The organism is Caballeronia sp. LZ019 (assembly GCF_031450825.1).
Lineage (GTDB): Bacteria > Pseudomonadota > Gammaproteobacteria > Burkholderiales > Burkholderiaceae > Caballeronia.
Map to the genome: position 1 here is coordinate 2,615,073 of NZ_JARTVZ010000005.1, position 19,014 is coordinate 2,634,086.

The 19,014-nt window shown below is 63.0% G+C and carries 14 protein-coding genes; 8 read left to right on the forward strand and 6 right to left on the reverse strand.

Translation table 11 applies throughout. The features are described 5' to 3' along the window. Positions 1–9 precede the first annotated feature (9 nt). From thrC to P9255_RS25775, 3 genes are all read left to right on the forward strand, one after another. Entirely contained in the window at positions 10–1,455 is a 1,446-nt protein-coding gene (gene thrC / locus P9255_RS25765; protein ID WP_309764918.1) for a threonine synthase, read from the forward strand. A 226-nt stretch (positions 1,456–1,681) separates the two neighbouring features. Further along, positions 1,682–3,274 (forward strand): ABC-F family ATPase, encoded by a 1,593-nt coding sequence (locus P9255_RS25770; protein ID WP_309764917.1) that lies wholly within the window; start codon positions 1,682–1,684, stop codon positions 3,272–3,274. A 205-nt stretch (positions 3,275–3,479) separates the two neighbouring features. Then, on the forward strand, positions 3,480–4,361 hold the full coding sequence (locus P9255_RS25775; protein ID WP_309764916.1) for a fatty acid desaturase: 882 nt from the start codon (positions 3,480–3,482) through the stop codon (positions 4,359–4,361). Positions 4,362–4,367: 6 nt separating this feature from the next. Here the strand turns inward: P9255_RS25775 and P9255_RS25780 are convergent, their stop codons facing one another. The 3 genes from P9255_RS25780 to P9255_RS25790 form a co-directional block, all read right to left on the reverse strand. Then, complete coding sequence (locus P9255_RS25780) at positions 4,368–4,571, reverse strand: DUF1289 domain-containing protein (protein WP_309764915.1); 204 nt, start codon at positions 4,569–4,571, stop codon at positions 4,368–4,370. A 26-nt stretch (positions 4,572–4,597) separates the two neighbouring features. Beyond that, a complete protein-coding gene (locus tag P9255_RS25785; RefSeq protein WP_309790637.1) occupies positions 4,598–5,851 on the reverse strand; it encodes a phospholipase A in 1,254 nt (417 codons plus the stop codon). Positions 5,852–5,939: 88 nt separating this feature from the next. Then, positions 5,940–7,274: an Nramp family divalent metal transporter gene (locus P9255_RS25790; RefSeq protein WP_309764913.1), complete on the reverse strand. Its 1,335-nt coding sequence runs from the start codon at positions 7,272–7,274 to the stop codon at positions 5,940–5,942. A gap of 498 nt (positions 7,275–7,772) precedes the next feature. Between P9255_RS25790 and P9255_RS25795 the strand changes: the two genes are divergently transcribed. The 4 genes from P9255_RS25795 (at position 7,773) to P9255_RS25810 (ending at position 11,905) form a co-directional block, all read left to right on the forward strand. After that, positions 7,773–8,906: a polyamine ABC transporter substrate-binding protein gene (locus P9255_RS25795; protein ID WP_309764912.1), complete on the forward strand. Its 1,134-nt coding sequence runs from the start codon at positions 7,773–7,775 to the stop codon at positions 8,904–8,906. A gap of 121 nt (positions 8,907–9,027) precedes the next feature. Further along, positions 9,028–10,185: a polyamine ABC transporter ATP-binding protein gene (locus P9255_RS25800; protein WP_309790638.1), complete on the forward strand. Its 1,158-nt coding sequence runs from the start codon at positions 9,028–9,030 to the stop codon at positions 10,183–10,185. Further along, positions 10,182–11,087, forward strand: coding sequence for an ABC transporter permease subunit (locus P9255_RS25805; RefSeq protein ID WP_309790639.1), 906 nt, complete (start codon positions 10,182–10,184; stop codon positions 11,085–11,087). Before P9255_RS25800 ends, P9255_RS25805 begins: the two co-directional genes overlap by 4 nt. Further along, positions 11,087–11,905, forward strand: a complete 819-nt coding sequence (locus tag P9255_RS25810) for an ABC transporter permease subunit (protein ID WP_309765469.1) — start codon at positions 11,087–11,089, stop codon at positions 11,903–11,905. Before P9255_RS25805 ends, P9255_RS25810 begins: the two co-directional genes overlap by 1 nt. 43 nt (positions 11,906–11,948) lie before the next feature. Here the strand turns inward: P9255_RS25810 and P9255_RS25815 are convergent, their stop codons facing one another. From P9255_RS25815 to mfd, 3 genes are all read right to left on the reverse strand, one after another. Further along, positions 11,949–12,953 (reverse strand): threonine/serine dehydratase, encoded by a 1,005-nt coding sequence (locus tag P9255_RS25815; RefSeq protein ID WP_309764909.1) that lies wholly within the window; start codon positions 12,951–12,953, stop codon positions 11,949–11,951. 21 nt (positions 12,954–12,974) lie between these two features. Then, on the reverse strand, positions 12,975–14,198 hold the full coding sequence (gene argE / locus P9255_RS25820) for an acetylornithine deacetylase (protein ID WP_309790640.1): 1,224 nt from the start codon (positions 14,196–14,198) through the stop codon (positions 12,975–12,977). A gap of 463 nt (positions 14,199–14,661) precedes the next feature. Next, positions 14,662–18,138, reverse strand: a complete 3,477-nt coding sequence (gene mfd / locus P9255_RS25825) for a transcription-repair coupling factor (protein ID WP_309790641.1) — start codon at positions 18,136–18,138, stop codon at positions 14,662–14,664. A 203-nt stretch (positions 18,139–18,341) separates the two neighbouring features. Between mfd and ispD the strand changes: the two genes are divergently transcribed. Then, positions 18,342–19,001, forward strand: coding sequence for a 2-C-methyl-D-erythritol 4-phosphate cytidylyltransferase (gene ispD / locus P9255_RS25830; RefSeq protein WP_309765468.1), 660 nt, complete (start codon positions 18,342–18,344; stop codon positions 18,999–19,001). Positions 19,002–19,014: the final 13 nt, after the last annotated feature.

Here is a 19,014-nt window from a genome sequence, read left to right on the forward strand (position 1 = left end):
GTACGCGACATGAACTACATTTCGACGCGCGGCGCCGGCATGAACGAGCGCCACACGTTTTCCGACATCCTGCTGGGCGGCCTCGCGAAAGACGGCGGTCTTTATCTGCCCGCCGAGTACCCGCGCGTGTCCGCCGATGAACTCGCGCGCTGGCGCACGCTGTCGTATGCGGACCTCGCGTTCGAAGTGCTGTCCAGATTCAGCGACGACATTCCCGCCGACGACCTGCGCTCGCTCACGCGCAAGACGTACACCGCACAGGTCTACAGCAACGTGCGCCACGAAGAAGCCGCCGTGCAGATCACGCCGTTGAAGACCCTCGGCGTCGAGAACGGTGCGCCGCTGTCGCTGCTGGAATTGTCGAACGGGCCGACGCTCGCCTTCAAGGACATGGCGATGCAACTGCTCGGCAATCTCTTCGAGTACGCGCTCGCGAAGCACGGCGAAACGCTGAACATTCTCGGCGCGACATCGGGCGATACCGGCAGCGCCGCCGAATACGCAATGCGCGGCAAGGCCGGCGTGCGCGTCTTCATGCTTTCGCCGCACAAGAAAATGAGCGCGTTCCAGACGGCGCAGATGTTCTCGCTGCAGGACCCAAACATCTTCAATCTGGCCGTGGAAGGCAACTTCGACAACTGCCAGGACATCGTGAAAGCGGTGTCGAACGATCACGCGTTCAAGGCGAAGCACAAGATTGGCACGGTCAATTCGATCAACTGGGCGCGCGTTGTCGCGCAGGTCGTCTACTACTTCAAGGGCTATTTCGCCGCGACGAAGAGCAACGACGAGCGCGTGTCGTTCACGGTGCCCTCGGGCAACTTCGGCAACGTGTGCGCGGGACACATCGCGCGGATGATGGGGCTGCCGATCGACCAGCTCGTCGTCGCCACGAACGAAAACGACGTGCTCGACGAATTCTTCCGCACCGGCGTGTATCGGGTGCGGGGCGCGGCGGAGACGTATCACACGACGTCGCCGAGCATGGACATTTCGAAGGCGTCGAACTTCGAGCGCTTCGTGTATGACCTGCTGGGCCGCGATCCGGCGCGCGTCGTTCAACTTTTCCGCGATGTCGAAGAGAAGGGCGGCTTCGATCTGACGGCGAGCGGCGATTTCCCGCGCGTGAGGGAATTCGGCTTCGTGTCGGGCAAGAGCGGCCATGACGATCGCGTGCAGACCATCCGCGACGTGTTCGAGCGCTACGACACGATGATCGACACCCACACAGCCGACGGCGTGAAGGTTGCGCGCGAGAACCTCAAACCCGGCGTGCCGATGATCGTGCTCGAGACCGCGCAGCCCATCAAATTCGGCGAGACCATACGGGAGGCGCTCAGTCGCGAGCCGGAACGCCCGGCGGCGTTCGTCGGCCTTGAAAAACTGCCGCAGCGGTTCGATATCGTTGCGGCGGACGCAGCCGTCGTGAAAGCGTTCATCGCCGAGCGCACCTGAGCGTTCGGTTCGCCAATTCGGCGCGGCGCGCGGGGCGCGGTTCGACGAGGGCCGCGCCCCGCGCCGGTTTTGATGCCGCTTTTGATGCCTCGTTTGGCGCCGCGTTCAGTCATGTTTGGCGCGTGCGCTCCGTGAACGGCCGGACTCGCGCGGCCGCGCCGGAAATCGCGGCTAAAAGCTGCTAAAATCTCAGGTTTTTCGTCGTACATCATTCAAAGGACGCGCCGTGCTGTCTACCGCCAATATCACCATGCAATTCGGGCCGAAGCCTCTCTTCGAGAACATTTCGGTCAAGTTCGGCGAAGGAAACCGCTATGGACTGATCGGGGCGAACGGCTGCGGCAAGTCGACCTTCATGAAGATCCTCGGCGGCGATCTGGAGCCGAGTTCCGGCAACGTCATGCTCGAGCCGAACGTGCGGCTCGGCAAGCTGCGCCAGGACCAGTTCGCGTACGAAGACATGCGCGTGCTGGATGTCGTGATGATGGGCCACACGGAAATGTGGGCCGCGATGACCGAGCGCGACGCGATCTACGCGAACCCCGACGCCACCGACGACGACTACATGCGCGCCGCCGAACTCGAAGCGAAGTTCGCCGAGTACGACGGCTATACGGCCGAAGCGCGCGCGGGTGAACTGCTGCTCGGCATCGGCATCAATATCGCCGATCACAACGGGCCGATGAGCAACGTCGCGCCCGGCTGGAAGCTGCGCGTGCTGCTCGCGCAAGCGTTGTTCTCGAAGCCGGACGTGCTGCTGCTGGACGAGCCGACCAACAACCTCGACATCAACTCGATCCGTTGGCTGGAAGACGTGCTGAACCAGTACAACTCGACGATGATCATCATCTCGCACGATCGGCACTTCCTGAACCAGGTCTGCACGCACATGGCGGACATGGATTACGGCACGCTGAAGGTGTATCCGGGCAACTACGATGACTACATGCTCGCCAGCACGCAGGCGCGCGAGCGTCAGCAGGCCGCGAACGCGAAGGCGAAGGAGCGCGTGGCCGACCTGCAGGACTTCGTGCGCCGCTTCTCGGCGAACAAGTCCAAGGCGCGTCAGGCAACCAGCCGTCTCAAGATGATCGACAAGATCAAGATCGAGGAATTCAAGCCGTCGTCGCGGCAGAATCCGTTCATCCGCTTCGACTTCGAGAAGAAGCTGCATAACATCGCGGTCGTGGCCGACGGCATCACGAAGAAATACGACCGGACCATCTTCCACAATTTCAATCTGAGCGTGCAGCCGGGCGAGCGCATCGCGATCATCGGCGAGAACGGCGCGGGCAAGACCACGCTGCTGAAATCGCTGAAGGGCGCCGTCGAGCTGGACGGCGGCACGGTCAAGTGGGCGGAGAACGCCAACGTCGGCTACATGCCGCAGGACACGTACGAAGAGTTCCCGAAGGACGAAACGCTGACCGAGTGGGTTGATCAGTATCGCCAGGAAGGCGACGACGACCAGATGGTGCGCGGCACGCTCGGCCGGCTGCTTTTCAATGCGGACGACATTCGGAAGAACGTGAAGGTGCTGTCGGGCGGCGAGAAGGGCCGCATGATCTGGGGCAAGCTGATGCTCGGCCGCCACAACGTGCTGCTGATGGACGAGCCGACCAATCACATGGACATGGAGTCGATCGAATCGCTGCAGATCGCGCTGGAAAAGTACGAGGGCACGCTGATTTTCGTGTCGCACGATCGCGAGTTCGTGAGCGGGCTGGCGAATCGCATCATCGAAGTCCGTACCGATGGCACGCTGCGCGACTTCGGCGGCAATTACGAGGATTTTCTGGCGAGCCAGGGGATTCAGTAACGGTCTCGCTGTTTCAGTCGTAATTCAAGGAAAAGCCGCACGATGTGCGGCTTTTTCGTTTGCGGTCCGCGAATTTGCTTCCGGTCAACGTAATAAAGCGTCCATGCCCCGGCTGTATTTTCTGCCTGCATGCATACTTCGAAACGGCGTCGAGCGACGCATGTCGCGTATCGACTTGCCGCCATATGCACAGGAGTCTTGATAAATGAGCATCTCTGCTTGCAGTCGGAGCGAATCGCTCGTGAAGCGCGGAAAGCGCCGGGTGGCGGGGGACAACTCGGCCGCCACACCCAACGCTGCAATGCAGCGGCCCGACTGGCTGCGTGCCGTCGAATGGAAAGACCTGGTGCCGCTCACCCGGATGCAAAGTCTCCGCGAACTGTCGATTCCGCTGCCCTGGCTGCTGGCATCCTGGTTCGCGGCTTACCGGGGGTGGATCGTCGTCGCGCTCGGCTTGTCGTTCATGTTCTTTCTGACCGGCGCTCGACAGGTGCACGACGCGTATCACGGTGCGCTCGGCGTATCGCGAAGGGCGACGGATCTCCTCATGTTCGTAATGAGCGTGCTGTTGCTCGGCGCGATGCATTCGGTGAAATACAATCACCTTCGCCACCACGCCAAGTCCCTCGGACCGGACGACCTCGAAGCGGCCAGCGCGTACATGCCGTGGTGGCAGGCGATTTCGATGGGGCCGCTATTCCCTTTATGCCTTTATCGCAACGCGATCCGCAAGGCCGATCAGCGCACGCGTGCGTGGATCATCGCGGAGACGGTGGCGAACGTGGCGTGGATCGCGCTCGTATTCGGTGTTTTCGATTGCGCGTTCCTGAAGTATCACGTCATCGCAATGGCAATGGGCCAGTGCCTCACCTCCTTCTTCGCGGTCTGGGCGGTGCATCACGATGCAGACGATGCGCTCGCCAGGTCGCGCACGGTGCGGGGCAAGTTACGCTCACTCGTCAGCTATAACATCTTCATGCACATGGAGCATCACCTGTTTCCGCGCGTGCCGACATGCAATCTGCCGCGCCTCGCCGCGCGTATCGATGCGGCCTCCAAAGGCTCGCCGCTCAAAATGGTGATCTAGGCTGCGTCACAGCTTGTCGTTCCTGAACCGCATCGCCGTTCCCTCGCGCGTGATGCGCTCCCAGATCGCGCGCTTCTCGTCGTCGCTGAGAAACACCCAATTCGATACTTCGCCCGCCGTGCGGCCGCAGCCCTTGCAGACGTCGTCGAAAAGCGTGGAGCAGACGCCGATGCACGGGCTGTCGGGAAGGTCGTGGAGGATCGAAGACATGAGCGGAGAAGTCGGTGAAAGAAGGTTCAGCGGGCGATACTGTAGCCTATCCGCGCGATCCAGTGATGGCGCTGGTTGTAATCCAGTATGTCCTCGCCGTAGCCGTTGAAATAGCTGACGAAGACGTAGCCACCCCAGGCGCTGCCGAACAGCTTGGCGAGCGGATACGTCACGTTCGAATCGATGCTGCCGTACCAGTGCTTCGTGCCCTTGCGCAGCGTGGTCGCGAGCTGCCAGCCATCGGGGCTGCCGTACTTCACGAGAAAGTCCACATAGCCGCGATAATCGGCGATGTCCTCGTTGCCGCTCTTCGACAGGTAGTAGTAAAACTTCGGCGACAGCGTCAGGTGATTGCGCGTGACATCGCCAAACTCCCACGTCGGACGCACGAACGCGATGTTGATCGCCCGCGAGTCGTCCCCGCTCTTGCCGTTCGATTCATGCCCGATGCCCGCCGCCACGCCCATGCGCGAGAAGAGCGGACTCTTCCAGCCGGTGTCGTCGACGGAATAGAACACTTGCGGCTGATAGCTCGTGTCGCGGAACGGCGCGGACGGCGCTGACAGGTTCCAGATGGACGTCTGCGTGTACGCGAAATACAGGTTGTCGAGGAAGCCGCGCGAGCGCGGATCGTCGGGCAGATGCAGCCGGTATTTGAAGCTGAACTGGAACTTGGCGAGGTTGTCGCCGTTCTTGCCGTCGGCGAAATAGATCGGCTCGAAGGTCGAGAAGCGGCCCGCGAGCATCGTATCGACGGTTGCGGACGACGTATCGGCCTGCGCGGCGGCGCTCGCCAGTTGCGCGGGCGTCGCCGCCTGCGCCTCGCGCTTTTCTGCCGCGACGACCTGCGTCTGGTTCTCGCCGCGGTTCAGCGTGACGAGCATCGGCGATACATCGAAGCCGACCGGATCGATCTTGACGGTGCCGCGCGCCGACTCGGGCCACGGCGCCGAATAGCGCACCCGGCGATACTGCCCCGGCGCGAGGCGCAGGCGGTCGGGCGTCGCGGCATCGCGCTGAAGGGCCAGCGGCTCGGCCGGCAAGTCGCCGTTGGTCAGTTGCACGGTGAGTTGCTTCGGCACGTCGATGGTGAGCGGCTTCGTATCGTCGTCGGTATAAAGCAGCGTCAGTTCGAGCGGTTGCGCCGCGGCGGCTTCCCGCGGCGGTTGCAGCACCGCGACCGTCGCCTGCGCGCTGGTCGTCGACACGAGGAGGGCCAACGCGAGACGCGCGTGGCGTCGATGAAGCGGAAGAGGGACCTTGAGTGAACCGAAAGCCATCAGGCGGGCATCCTTTCTCTAAAGCGGCGGGGTGCGGAGTGCGTCATCGTAACTGCGCGACGCCGAACTTGCCCGCCACAGCCCTGCGTCATTGCCCGACGGCAGCCTGCCACAGCATCGCGGCATTGAGCGCCACGATCAGCCCCGCGCACGTCCAGGCGAGCGCGAGCGGCACCCGGGCGACGCGCCAGCGGCCCATCAGACCGGCATCGGACGCGAAACGCACGAGCGGAATCACCGCGAGCGGCAATTGCAGGCTGAGCACCACCTGGGTAGCGACGAGCAGCGCGTTGGAGCCATGCTGGCCGAAGCTCGCGACGGCCACGAGCGCCGGGCCGATCGCCAGTCCGCGCGTAAGCAGCGCGCGCGCCCAGCGCGCCACCTTCAGCTTCAGAAAGCCTTCCATCACGGCCTGACCGGCGAGCGTTCCGGTGACAGTCGCGTTGAGACCGCACGCGAGCAGCGCCGACGCGAACGCGATGCCCGCCCAATGACTTCCGACGAGCGGCGCGATCAACCGATGCGCGTCCGCGAGATCATCGACCTTCGTGTAGCCCGCCGTATGGAACACCGCAGCGGCGACGATCAGGAGCGACGCATTGACGATGAACGCAATCGCGAGCGACGCGAACGTATCGATGTTCACGCCCTTCAGCGCGACGCCGATGGTTTCGTCATCGCGTTGCGGCGCATGGTCCTTGACCAGCGACGAGTGCAGATACAGGTTGTGCGGCATCACCGTCGCGCCGAGCACGCCGGCCGCGAGCCAGAGCATGCCGGCATCGCGCAGCAGCGCCGGCGGCGGTGTGAAGCCCGTCAGCGCCTCATGCCAGGCGGGATGCGCGAGTGCGAGCTGCACCACGAAGCAGAAGCTCACGAAGAGAATCAGCGCGGTGACTGCACGCTGCAAGGGCCGCTTGCCGCCGCGCTGCAGCGCGAGCATCGCGAAGGTGCCGACCGCCGAGCACAGCACGCCCGCCGTCAGCGAGAGCCCGAACAGCATCTGCAACGCGACCGCGCTGCCGACGACCTCCGCCACATCGCACGCGATGATCGCGACTTCGCACGCGAGCCATAACATGACGGTCGTGCGCCGGCTATAGCGTTCACGGCAAAGCTGCGCGAGATCGCGCCCGGTGACGACGCCCACGCGCGACGCGACCCATTGCAGCAGCATCCCCATCAGGCTCGCGAGCAGGACGACGAAGAGCAGTTGATAGCCGTAGCGGGCGCCGCTGGCAAGCGCCGTCGCCCAGTTGCCGGGGTCCATGTAGCCGACGGCGACGAGTGCGCCCGCGCCTGCGAAGGAGTACCAGCGGCCGCGCGAACGGCGGGGGCGGTCGTCGCGCGCGGAAGGCGTTGACGACGGCGCGCCGGACTTCGCGTCGGAAAGCTGGGCAAGCGCGGACGGATTGGTGTTCATGCGGACGTTGGCCTCGAATAGCGGTGCAACGGCGCACGCGGGCAGGCGGCTTCTTGCGCCGTGCCACGGCTGCGTGCGTTGCGGGTGCGGGATGGCGACGCTTCTTGCGACGCACGTCGAAATGGCTAGCAACGACTGTTCCGCTGGCTATTCGTCAGGCTGGCGGCCTTCCTCTTTCGGACGATGCCGGCGAGCGGGATCGCAGGAAAGGAACGGCCGTCATCCATCATGACATCGCATGGCGCCGGCACTGCGGCGCTCCACTTGCGCAGTGTGGCTTAATGAAGTGCCGCGGCGACGGATTAGGGGCTAAAATGCGCGCACTTTCCGAGGACGAGACGCTTCGCCCGTGTGCTTTGCGCGACAGGCGGCGCATTATTTTTTGTCTGCCTTCGGTTTAATGGTAGTTTTCGGGTTTTTAAGGGAGCCGCGGGCCGCACGCGCACGACGGACCCGCGCGGCGACGTCGTCGAGAAGTGGGAACAAGGGAGAAACGGGATGAACGGAAAACTGGCGGCTTGCGCTTCGAAGCGGTCCAAGCTCGGACAACTCGCGGGTGCGCTAGTATGCGCGGCCACGCTGCTTCCGCTCGCGGCATCGGCGAAAGATACGCAGCTCAACGTGTACAACTGGTCGGACTACATCGCCAAGGACACGATTCCCAACTTCACCAAGCAGACCGGCGTCAAGGTGAAGTACGACAACTACGACAGCGACGACACCCTGCAGGCCAAGCTGCTGACTGGCAATTCGGGCTACGACATCGTCGTGCCGACGAGCAACTACGCCGGCAAGCAGATCGCCGCGAACATCTTCTCGCCGCTCGACAAGTCGAAGCTGCCGAACCTCAAGTATCTGGATCCCGAACTGATGAAGCTCGTCGCGGGCGCGGACCCCGGCAACCAGTACTCGGTGCCCTGGGCTTACGGCACGACCGGCCTCGGCTATAACGTCGACAAGGCGAAACAGATTCTCGGCGCGAACACCGCGCTCAACAACTGGGACATTCTCTTCAAGCCCGAGAACATCTCGAAGCTGAAGGCGTGCGGCGTGTCGGTGCTGGATGCGCCCGACCAGATGTTCGCGGCGGCGCTGCACTACATGGGCAAGGATCCGATGAGCACGAATCCGGCCGATTATCGCGAAGCGCTCGCCATGCTCAAGAAGATTCGCCCGTACATCACGCAGTTCAACTCGTCCGGCTATATCAACGACATGGTCGGCGGCGACATCTGCTTTGCCTACGGCTGGTCGGGCGACGTCGTGATCGCGAAGCATCGCGCGATCGAGGCGAAGAAGCCGTTCAAGATCGAGTACTACATCCCGAAGGGCGGCGCGCCCGTGTGGTTTGACGTGATGGCGATTCCGAAGGACGCGAAGAACAAGGAAGCCGCGCACGAGTGGATCAACTACATCGAGACGCCGCAGGTGCACGCCGCGATCACGAACGCAGTCTATTACCCGAGCGCCAATCTCGAAGCGCGCAAGTACGTGGACAAGGACGTGGCGAACGATCCGGCCGTGTATCCGCCGCAGGACGTCATCAAGACCTTGTTCCTGCTCAAGCCGTTGCCGCCGGAGGTCCAGCGCCTGCAGACGCGGCTGTGGACCGAATTCAAGTCCGGCCGCTGAGTCGGGACAGCCGGTTATTCATTGAAACGACGAAGCCCTCGGACCTCCGGGGGCTTTGTTCGTGATCCGCCGAACGAAGGCGGGCTCGCGAACGACAGACGCAGGAGTCGAACAGGCAATCATGAGTGAGCAGTCGAGCGCGTTGAAGGCAGCGCCACAATCGGGGGGGCCGTCATCCGGCCAGAGCACGGGCGGCGACTTCGTGCGGATCGTCGATGTCGTGAAGAAGTTCGGCGAAACAGTGGCCGTGAAGGGCGTCAATCTGTCGGTGAGAAAGGGCGAGCTGTTCGCGCTGCTCGGCAGTTCCGGCTGTGGGAAGTCAACGCTTCTGCGCATGCTCGCGGGCCTGGAGTCCGTGACGGAAGGTCAGATTCTCATCGACGGCGACGACCTGGCGAAGATGCCGCCGTATCGCCGGCCGGTGAACATGATGTTCCAGTCGTATGCGCTTTTTCCGCATATGAGCGTGGAATCGAATGTTGCGTTCGGACTGAAGCAGGAAGGCGTGAAGGGCGGCGAGCTGAAGGACCGCGTGCATAACGCGCTGCAGCTCGTGCAGATGGCGCAGTACGCAAAGCGCAAGCCGCATCAGCTTTCGGGCGGGCAGCAGCAGCGCGTGGCGCTGGCGCGCAGCCTCGTCAAGCGCCCGAAGCTGTTGCTCCTCGACGAACCCATGTCCGCGCTCGACAAGCAGATTCGCCAGCGCACGCAGATCGAGCTCGTGAACATTCTCGATCAGGTGGGCGTCACGTGCATCATGGTGACGCACGATCAGGAAGAAGCCATGACGATGGCCAGCCGCATCGCCGTGATGAGCGAAGGCCGGATCGTCCAGCTTGGCACGCCGCATGAAGTCTACGAGTATCCGAACAGCCGCTTCTCGGCGCAGTTCATCGGCTCGACCAATCTCTTCGATGGCAATGTCGTCGAGGACGAGCCGGATCATATTTTCGTCGAATCGACGGAACTGCCCGTGCGTCTCTATGTGAGCCACGGCATCACCGGGCCGCTCGGCATGCCGGTGACGATCTCGGTGCGGCCGGAGCGCATCGCGCTCACGCGCAAGCCGCCCGAGGGCGCGTTCAACTGGGGCCGCGGCAAGGTCACGAACATCGCGTATATGGGCGGCTATTCGCTCTATCACGTGCTGCTCGAAAGCGGCAAGACGGTGGTCGCCAACGTGACGAGCCTTGCGCTCGGCGAGATCGATTCGCCGACCTTCGACGATGAAGTCTACGTGCGATGGAGCGCGCAGGCAGGCGTGGTGCTGACATCATGAAGACGATCGCCGAACGTCTTGGGCTTTCGGGCCGCACGGCGGTCATCGCGGGGCCGTATCTGTGGCTGCTGCTGCTCTTTTTCGTGCCGTTTCTGCTGGTCGTGAAGATCAGCTTCGCGGACAGCCAGTTGGGCATTCCGCCGTACACGGAACTGCTGACGCTGAAAGAAGGCGTGATGAACATCGCGCTCGATTTTTCTCACTACGCGTTCCTGCTGACCGACAACCTGTACTTCGCGACCTACATGAATTCGCTGCTGGTCGCGGCGGTTTCGACGGTGCTGTGCCTGCTGATCGGCTATCCGATGGCGTATTACATCGCGCGGTCGAATCCCGAAACGCGCAATCTGTTGTTGATGGCCGTGATGCTGCCGTTCTGGACGTCGTTTCTGATTCGCGTGTATGCGTGGATCGGCATTCTGAAGAACAACGGATTACTGAATAACTTCCTGATGTCGATCGGACTGATTCATACGCCGATCGAGCTGTATCACACGAATATCGCGGTATATATCGGCATGGTGTATTCGTACTTGCCGTTTCTCGTGATGCCGCTTTACGCGCATCTCGTGAAAATGGATCTGACCTTGCTCGAGGCCGCCTACGATCTCGGCGCGAAGCCGTGGAAGGCGTTCGTGCAGATCACGCTGCCGCTGTCGAAGAACGGCATTATCGCGGGCTGTCTGCTCGTGTTCATTCCGGCGGTGGGCGAGTATGTGATTCCCGAATTGCTCGGCGGCGCCGATACGCTGATGATCGGCCGCGTCATGTGGAACGAGTTCTTCGATAACGCCGACTGGCCGATGGCCTCCGCCGTCACCTGCGCGATGGTCCTGCTGCTGCTCGTGCCGATGGCGCTCTTTCAGCACTTCCAGGCGAAGCAACTGGAGCAGAAACGATGATCAAGCCGAGCCGTTCGCTACAGATCACCTCGCTCGGGATCGGATTTGCGTTCCTGTATATCCCGATCATCAGCCTGATCGTCTATTCGTTCAACGACTCGCCGCTCGTCACGGTGTGGACGGAGTTTTCGTTGAAGTGGTATCGCGCGTTGTGGACCGACGACGAGCTCATCAACGCAGCGTGGCTGTCGCTGCGCATCGCGTTCTTGACGGCGTGCGCGTCGGTCGTGATCGGCACGTGGGCGGGCTTCGTCCTCGCGCGCATGGGGCGCTTTCGCGGCTTCACGCTGTACACGGGCATGATCAACGCGCCGCTCGTGATTCCCGAGGTCATCCAGGGCATCTCGCTCCTGCTGCTGTTCGTCGAGATGGCGAAGCTCATCGGCTGGCCGGCGGGGCGCGGGTTCTTCACTATCTGGGTCGGGCACGTGATGCTGTGCATCTCGTATGTGGCGATCATCGTGGAATCGCGTGTGCGGGAGCTGAATCCGTCGCTGGAAGAGGCGGCGCTGGATCTCGGCGCGACGCCGCTGCGCGTGTTCTTTTCGATTACGCTGCCGCTGATTTCGCAGGCGCTGGTGGCGGGATGGCTTTTGTCGTTCACGTTGTCGATCGACGATCTCGTGTTGTCGGCGTTCCTGTCCGGACCGGGCTCGACGACGCTGCCGCTCGTGGTGTTCTCGCGCGTGCGGCTCGGATTGAATCCGGAGATGAACGCGCTCGCGACGTTGTTCATCGCGCTGGTGACGGTAGGGGTGATCGCCGCGAATTACTTCATGCAAAGGAGCGAGAGAAGGCGGCTCGCGGCGGTGATGTGATTGCGAAAGCGGCCCGTGCGGGACGGGCCGCTTCCTATGACGCTCACGCGTGAGCCATATGCCGCCCGAACGTCGCGGCATCCGTATTGGTTCCGCACAGCAGCACGCCCACGCGCTTGCCTTGCAGGCGCTCGCGCAGCGGGCCGAGGAGAGCCGCCGTGGCCGCAGCGCACGCCGGCTCGACCGCGAGCTTCAGTTCGTTGAACAACTGCTGCATCCCGCGCCGCAATTCACCGTCCGACACGGTGACGACTTCATCGATATGCCGCCGGCAAAGCTCGTAGCTGTACTGCTCGGTATGCGGCGCCATCAGCGAATCGGCGATGCTTTGCATCGCGCCCATCTTCACCGTATGGTTCGCCGCGAAGCTGCGGCTCATCGCGTCGGCGCCTTCCGGCTCCACGCCGTACACATGCAGTGACGGATTGGCGAGGCGCATTGCCGTCGATACCCCCGCAGCCAGTCCGCCGCCGCCGATCGGCAGAATCACCGCTTCCAGGTCCGGCGCCTGCGACGTCCATTCGTAGCCGAGCGTCGCCGTCCCCAGCACCGTGCGATAGCCATTGAACGGATGCACGAAGAAGCGTCCTTCTTCCGCTTCGATGCGCCGCACGATCTCGAATGCTTCGGCGACGTTTTCCGCGAACACGACTTCCGCGCCGTAGCGACGGCACAGCGCGATGCGCGTCGGACTCGCGTTCTTCGTGATGACCACCTTCGCGCTCACTTCCATGCGATGCGCCGCGTACGCGACCGCGACCGCATGATTGCCCGCCGATACACACGTCACGCCGGCGGTGCGCTCGTCGCTGTTGAGTGCGAGGATGTTCGAGATCGCGCCGCGCGCCTTGAACGAGCCGCTCGCCTGCAGCAGTTCGAACTTGAACGTGACCGGCGTGCCTTCGAGCGTCGGAAAGTCCTGGCGCTCGAAGACCGGCGTGCGCATGACCCAGGGCATCAGGGCCATGTGCTGCTCGGCGATGTCGTCGAGCGTGGGAATGGGTGTTCCGTCGATTGTATTGTCGGAATGCTGCGTGGCTGTGGACATGGCTCTCGTTGATCCGAAGGTTCAGCGCGCCTGCGCTTCGACCGACATGCTGTGAATGAACTTGCCGAGGAACGCCTCGCACGCGGCGAGCTGTTCGAGCGCGACGTATTCGTTCGCTTTGTGAGCCTGTTCGATGTTGCCCGGCCCGCACACGATGCTCGGTACACCGGCGAGCGCGAAGAGGCCCGCTTCGGTGCCATAGGCGACCTTGCGTTTCTCCTGGTTCTCGGTGAGCGCGCGCACGAGCTGCGTGATGGCGGCCTGTTCGGTCGCGTCGAGTCCCGGCGCGGAGGCGATCTTCGAGAATTCGATCGCTGCGTTGCCGTTTTCCTTCAGCATCTTCGGCACGAGCGTCTCGCGCGCATACGACTCGATGCGCGCGAAGATGCGCTCGGGGTCCATCGTCGGCAGGTTGCGGAACTCGAAGTCGAAGCTGCATTCGGCGGGCACGGTGTTGAGCGCATTGCCGCCCTTGATCGTGCTCGTTTGCGCGGTGGTGAAGGGCACGTCGTAGAGTTCGTCGAACGGACCCTGGGCGCGGAATTCATCGGCGACGTCGCGGATGAAGCAGATGAGCCGCGCGGCGTATTCGATCGCATTGAGGCCTTTCGGCGTCAGCGACGAGTGGGCCGCCGCGCCGCGCACGCAGCATCGGAATGCGTTGATGCCCTTGTGCGCGATGATGGGGCGCATCGACGTGGGTTCGCCGACGATGCAGCCATCGGGACGCACGCCGCGCTTTTGCAGGTCGGCGATCATCAGCGGAGCGCCGGCGCAGCCGATTTCTTCATCGAAGGAGAGCGCGAAGTGGATAGGCTTCGCGAGTCTGGTCGCCTGCATTGTCGGCAGCATGGCGAGGGCGGCGCCGATGAAGCCTTTCATGTCGCAGGTTCCGCGGCCGTAGAGCAGGCCGTCGCGCACTTCGGGCTTGAACGGATCGCTCGCCCAGTCCTGGCCGTCGACCGGGACGACATCCGTATGACCTGACAGTACGATGCCGCCGTTCGTTTGGCCGTCGTGCGCGGGGACGGTTGCGAAGAGGTTGGCCCATTGGCCGCGCGGATCGGTCGTGATCGTCGATTCGATGCCTGCGGCGCGCAGGTCGTCGCGCACCGTTTCGATCAGGCCGAGGTTCGGGTTGCGGCTCACCGTGTCGAAGGAGACTAGCCGTTCGATCCACGGCAGGGATTTCGGATTTTCTTGCGTTCGGGATTCGGCGTGCGCCGGGTCAGCGACATGGGACATTTTTTTACTCCTGGGGTTCGGGTCGATCATAGCGCAAAGTTTTTTTGCTGGCCCGCAGGAAGGGTTTCTTGCCGTTGCTCGGCTACGGATTGGTCTCTGGTTATTGGGCTTGCTTGTCGGTGAGCCTTGCTTGTCGGTGAGCTTGATGTCGCGTCGGTCTATTAGTGCGCCCCTCCCCGGGGCGGGGGTCACTTTCTTGGCTGTCGACCAGAGTTGGCGCTTTAGCGCCTTACTCTGGTCCCATGCAAAGAAAGTAACCAAAGAAAGCAGCTTTTCTGGCCCAAAGCAGTCACTGTTTGGTCACTCCATAGAACATCGGTGGCACTCAGCTTGACAGAGCCCTGAATCACCTTCCACGCCCACTGACCATTTACGTCCTCCGAGCCCCTTGGCTCGTTAACACCGCAGGGAGGGGCGCACTAATTAGCCCGACACGAACACAAGCTCAACGAAGCAACAACATTCAACGCCCAATGACCGCCGGCTGCCGAACCGGCGCCCCCAACGCGCGCAGCGTCTCCTTGACCGTCGCAATCCGCACAGCCAAATCTGGACTCCGGGATTCGATCCTCAACTTATCCTGCCCAGCAAGCTTGATGTGCTTATGCTTCTGCACCATCTCGATGATCCGCATCGCATCGATCGGCGGATTCGGCACGAACTGCATCGAGATGGAAAGCTCCGCAGCATCGATCTTCGAAATGCCGAGCGGCTTGGCCGCGAGCCGCAACCTGTGCGTCTCCACCAGCGCATGCGCCTGCGCCGGCAACTTGCCAAAACGGTCCACCAACTCTTCGAGAATGCCATCGATCGCATCGCTCGATTCGCAATTCGCAAGCCGCTTGTACAACGACAGCCGCTCCTGTACATCGCCACAATATTCCGCAGGAAGAATCGCCGGCGCGTGCAGGTTGATCTCCGTCGTCGCCGCAAGCGGCGCATTGAGATCAGGCTCACGCCCGTCCTTCAGCGCGCGTACCGCATCGTTGAGCATGTCCGTATAAAGCTGGAAGCCGATCTCGTGAATCTCGCCCGACTGCTTGTCGCCCAGCACTTCGCCCGTGCCGCGAATCTCGAGGTCGTGCATCGCAAGATAAAAGCCCGAGCCCAATTCCTCCATCTGCTGAATCGCCTCCAGACGACGCTGCGCCTGCTTCGTAAGCGACTGCGGATCATGAACCAGCAAATATGCATACGCCTGGTGATGCGACCGTCCAACCCGCCCGCGCAACTGATGCAACTGCGCAAGGCCGAACTTGTCCGCGCGGTGCATGAGGATCGTATTCGCGCTCGGCACGTCGATGCCCGTCTCGATGATCGTCGTACACAACAGCACATTGGCACGCTGTCCGACGAAATCTCGCATCACGCGCTCCAGTTCGCGCTCATGCATCTGTCCATGCGCCACCGCTATACGCGCCTCGGGCACGAGCGCCTCGAGCATCGCGCGCCGGTTCTCGATCGTCTCCACCTCGTTATGCAGGAAGTACACCTGTCCGCCGCGCTTCAGTTCGCGCAGCATCGCCTCGCGGATCACGCCGTCGTCCTCGCGCCGCACGAACGTCTTGATCGCAAGACGCTTCTGCGGCGCAGTGGCGATCACCGAGAAATCGCGCAAGCCCTCCAGCGCCATGCCGAGCGTGCGGGGAATCGGCGTCGCGGTGAGCGTCAGCACATCGACCTCGGCACGCAACGCCTTCAGCGCCTCCTTCTGACGCACGCCGAAGCGATGCTCCTCGTCGATGATCACGAGCCCCAGCCGCTTGAACTTCACATCGCCCGACAACAGCTTGTGCGTGCCGATCACGATATCGACCGTGCCTTCGTTGATCTGCTGCACCGCCGTCGACACTTCCTTGCCGGTCCGGAAGCGCGATAGTTCCGCGATGCGCACCGGCCAGTCGGAGAAGCGGTCTGTAAACGTCTGCGTGTGCTGTTCGGCGAGCAGCGTGGTAGGCGAAAGAATCGCGACCTGCTTGCCGCCCATCACCGCGATGAACGCCGCGCGCAACGCGACTTCCGTCTTGCCGAAGCCGACATCGCCGCAGACGAGACGATCCATTGGCTTGCCGCTCGTCATGTCCGCAATCACCGATGCAATCGCCGCCGCCTGGTCCGGCGTCTCCTCGAAACCGAAGCTCTCCGCGAACTTCGTGTAATCGCGCGGTTCGAGCTTGAACGCAAAGCCTTCACGCGACGCCCGGCGCGCATAGAGGTTGAGCAATTCGGCTGCCGTGTCGCGAATCTGCTGCGCAGCCTTGCGCTTCGCCTTGTCCCATTGACCCGAACCGAGCTGGTGCAGCGGCGCGCTCTCCGGGTCCGCGCCGCTATAGCGCGAAATCACATGCAGCTGCGCGACCGGCACATACAGCTTCGATTCGTTCTGATACTCCAGGTGCAGAAACTCAGTCTCGCCTTCGCCGAGGTCCATCGACACGAGACCCATGTATCGGCCGATGCCATGCTGCGCATGCACGACCGGATCGCCGACCTTGAGTTCCGCGAGGTCGCGCACCATCGAATCGACATTGCTGGCCTGTTCCTGGCGACGGCGCCCCGCGCGGCGCGCAAGCGGTCCATATAGTTCGGTTTCCGTAATAATGGCGAGCTTTTCTGCCGGCAAGGCAAAGCCGTTCGCCAGCGGCGCAATGCCGAGCGTGAACTTCGCATCGGCGGTGAGCCACTCCTGAAACGTATCGTGCAGCTCGCCACGCAAGCCGTTATCCGCGAGCAATTGCTGGATCGTCTCGCGCCGGCCCGCCGATTCCGCGACCAGCATCACACGATTTTCAGTCTGATGCAGATAATGACGCAGCGCGAGCAGCGGCTCCTCCGCGTGACGGTCGATCGCGAGACCCGGCAAGGGCACGGCCCAGCCGCCTTCGGGCGCCGCCGGAAACTTCAGTTGCGCGAAGGGCTTCGCGAACGTGAAGAAGTCGTCGTCGGTCAGGAACAGACGGCGCGGTTCGAGAAGCGGCCGCTCGCGGTCGTGCGAGAGGAAGTCGTAACGTTGCTTCGTGTCGTGCGTGAAGCGCTTGATCGCGGCATCGAGGTCGCCGATGAACGCAAGCTGCGAGCCTTGCGGCAGATAGTGGAAGAGCGTCGCGGTCTCGTCGAAAAAGAGCGGCAGGTAGTATTCGATGCCCGCCGACGGCACGCCGTTGCCGATGTCCTTGTAGATCTGCGAGCGGCTCGGATCGCCCTCGAAGACTTCGCGCCAGCGGCTGCGGAACGCGGTGCGCGCTGCTTCGTCGAACGGAAATTCGCGGCCCGGCAGCAGGCGCACATCCTTCACCGGGTAGAGGCTGCGCTGCGTGTCGGGATCGAAGGCGCGGATGGAATCCACCTGATCGTCGAACAAGTCGATGCGATACGGCAGCGGCGAACCCATCGGATAAAGGTCGATGAGCGATCCGCGCACGCAATATTCGCCCGGCCGCACGACCTGGCTTACGTGCTCGTAGCCCGCGAGCGTCAGTTGCGCCTTCAGCTTCGCTTCGTCGAGGCGCTCGCCCTGCGTGAACGAGAACGTGTACGCCGCGAGGAACGATGCCGGCGGCATCCGGTACAGCGCGGTCGTCGCGGGAACGATGAGAATGTCGCAGCGTCCTTCGCCGAGATCGTGAAGCGTGGCGAGGCGTTCGGAGACGAGATCCTGGTGCGGCGAGAACGTGTCGTAAGGCAGCGTTTCCCAGTCGGGCAGCAGGCGCACGCGGGCATCGGGCGCGAAGTAGGGCAGTTCGGCGGCGAGGCGCTGGGCATCGACCGCGCTCGCGCAAACCACCGTCAGAAGAGGCACGGCTTCGCGATGAGCGGCGCGATATCGCGCGATGGCGAGCGCATCCGACGAGCCGGATGCGCCGTCGAACACGAAACGCTGACCTGCCTTGACGAGCGCGATGGGGGAATTGGACTGCGCGTTGACGGCTTTCGAGGACATAAGGTGTGCATTGAACCGCCCGCACGCAGCGCATGAAAAGCTGCGCGCCGGACGTGGTCGCGAAAGACCTATTATAAAATCCGGGCTTCACTTTGACTTGGCCACATGATTCTCTCGTGACTTCGCCCGCCGCCCCGTCTACCACTGCGCGTCTCTACGCGCTGATTCCCTGCGCCGGCACCGGCAGCCGGTCCGGCGCGCCGATGCCGAAGCAATACCAGACGGTCGCGGGCCGGCCGATGCTCGGCTACACGCTCGCCGCATTCGACGCGTGCCCCGAATTCTCGCAGACCCTCGTCGTGCTCGCACCGGACGATCATCATTTCGACGCGCGCCGCTTCGCCGGGCTGCGCTTCGTCGTGGAGCGTCGCGGCGGGGCGTCGCGGCAGGCGTCGGTGTACAACGGGCTCGTCGCGTTGCGCGAATTCGGCGCGCGCGACGACGACTGGGTGCTCGTGCACGACGCCGCGCGTCCCGGCATCACGCCGGCGCTGATCCGAAAGCTCGTCGCGGAACTGCGCGACGATCCCATCGGCGGCATTCTCGCGCTGCCGGTCGCGGATACGCTCAAGCGCGTCGCAGCGAACATGCCCGATGCGCCGTCGAACGGGCCGCGCATCGCCCGCACGGAATCCCGCGACGGCTTGTGGCAGGCGCAGACGCCGCAGATGTTCCGCGTCGGCATGCTGCGCGAAGCGATCGAGCGTGCGCGGCACGACGGCCACGATCTCACCGACGAAGCCAGCGCGATCGAATGGCTCGGTCACTCGCCGAAGCTCGTGCAGGGCAGCCTGCGCAACTTCAAGGTCACTTATCCGGAAGACTTCGGTCTCGCCAGCGCGATCCTCTCCGCACCGGCTTGATCGCCGCCACGAC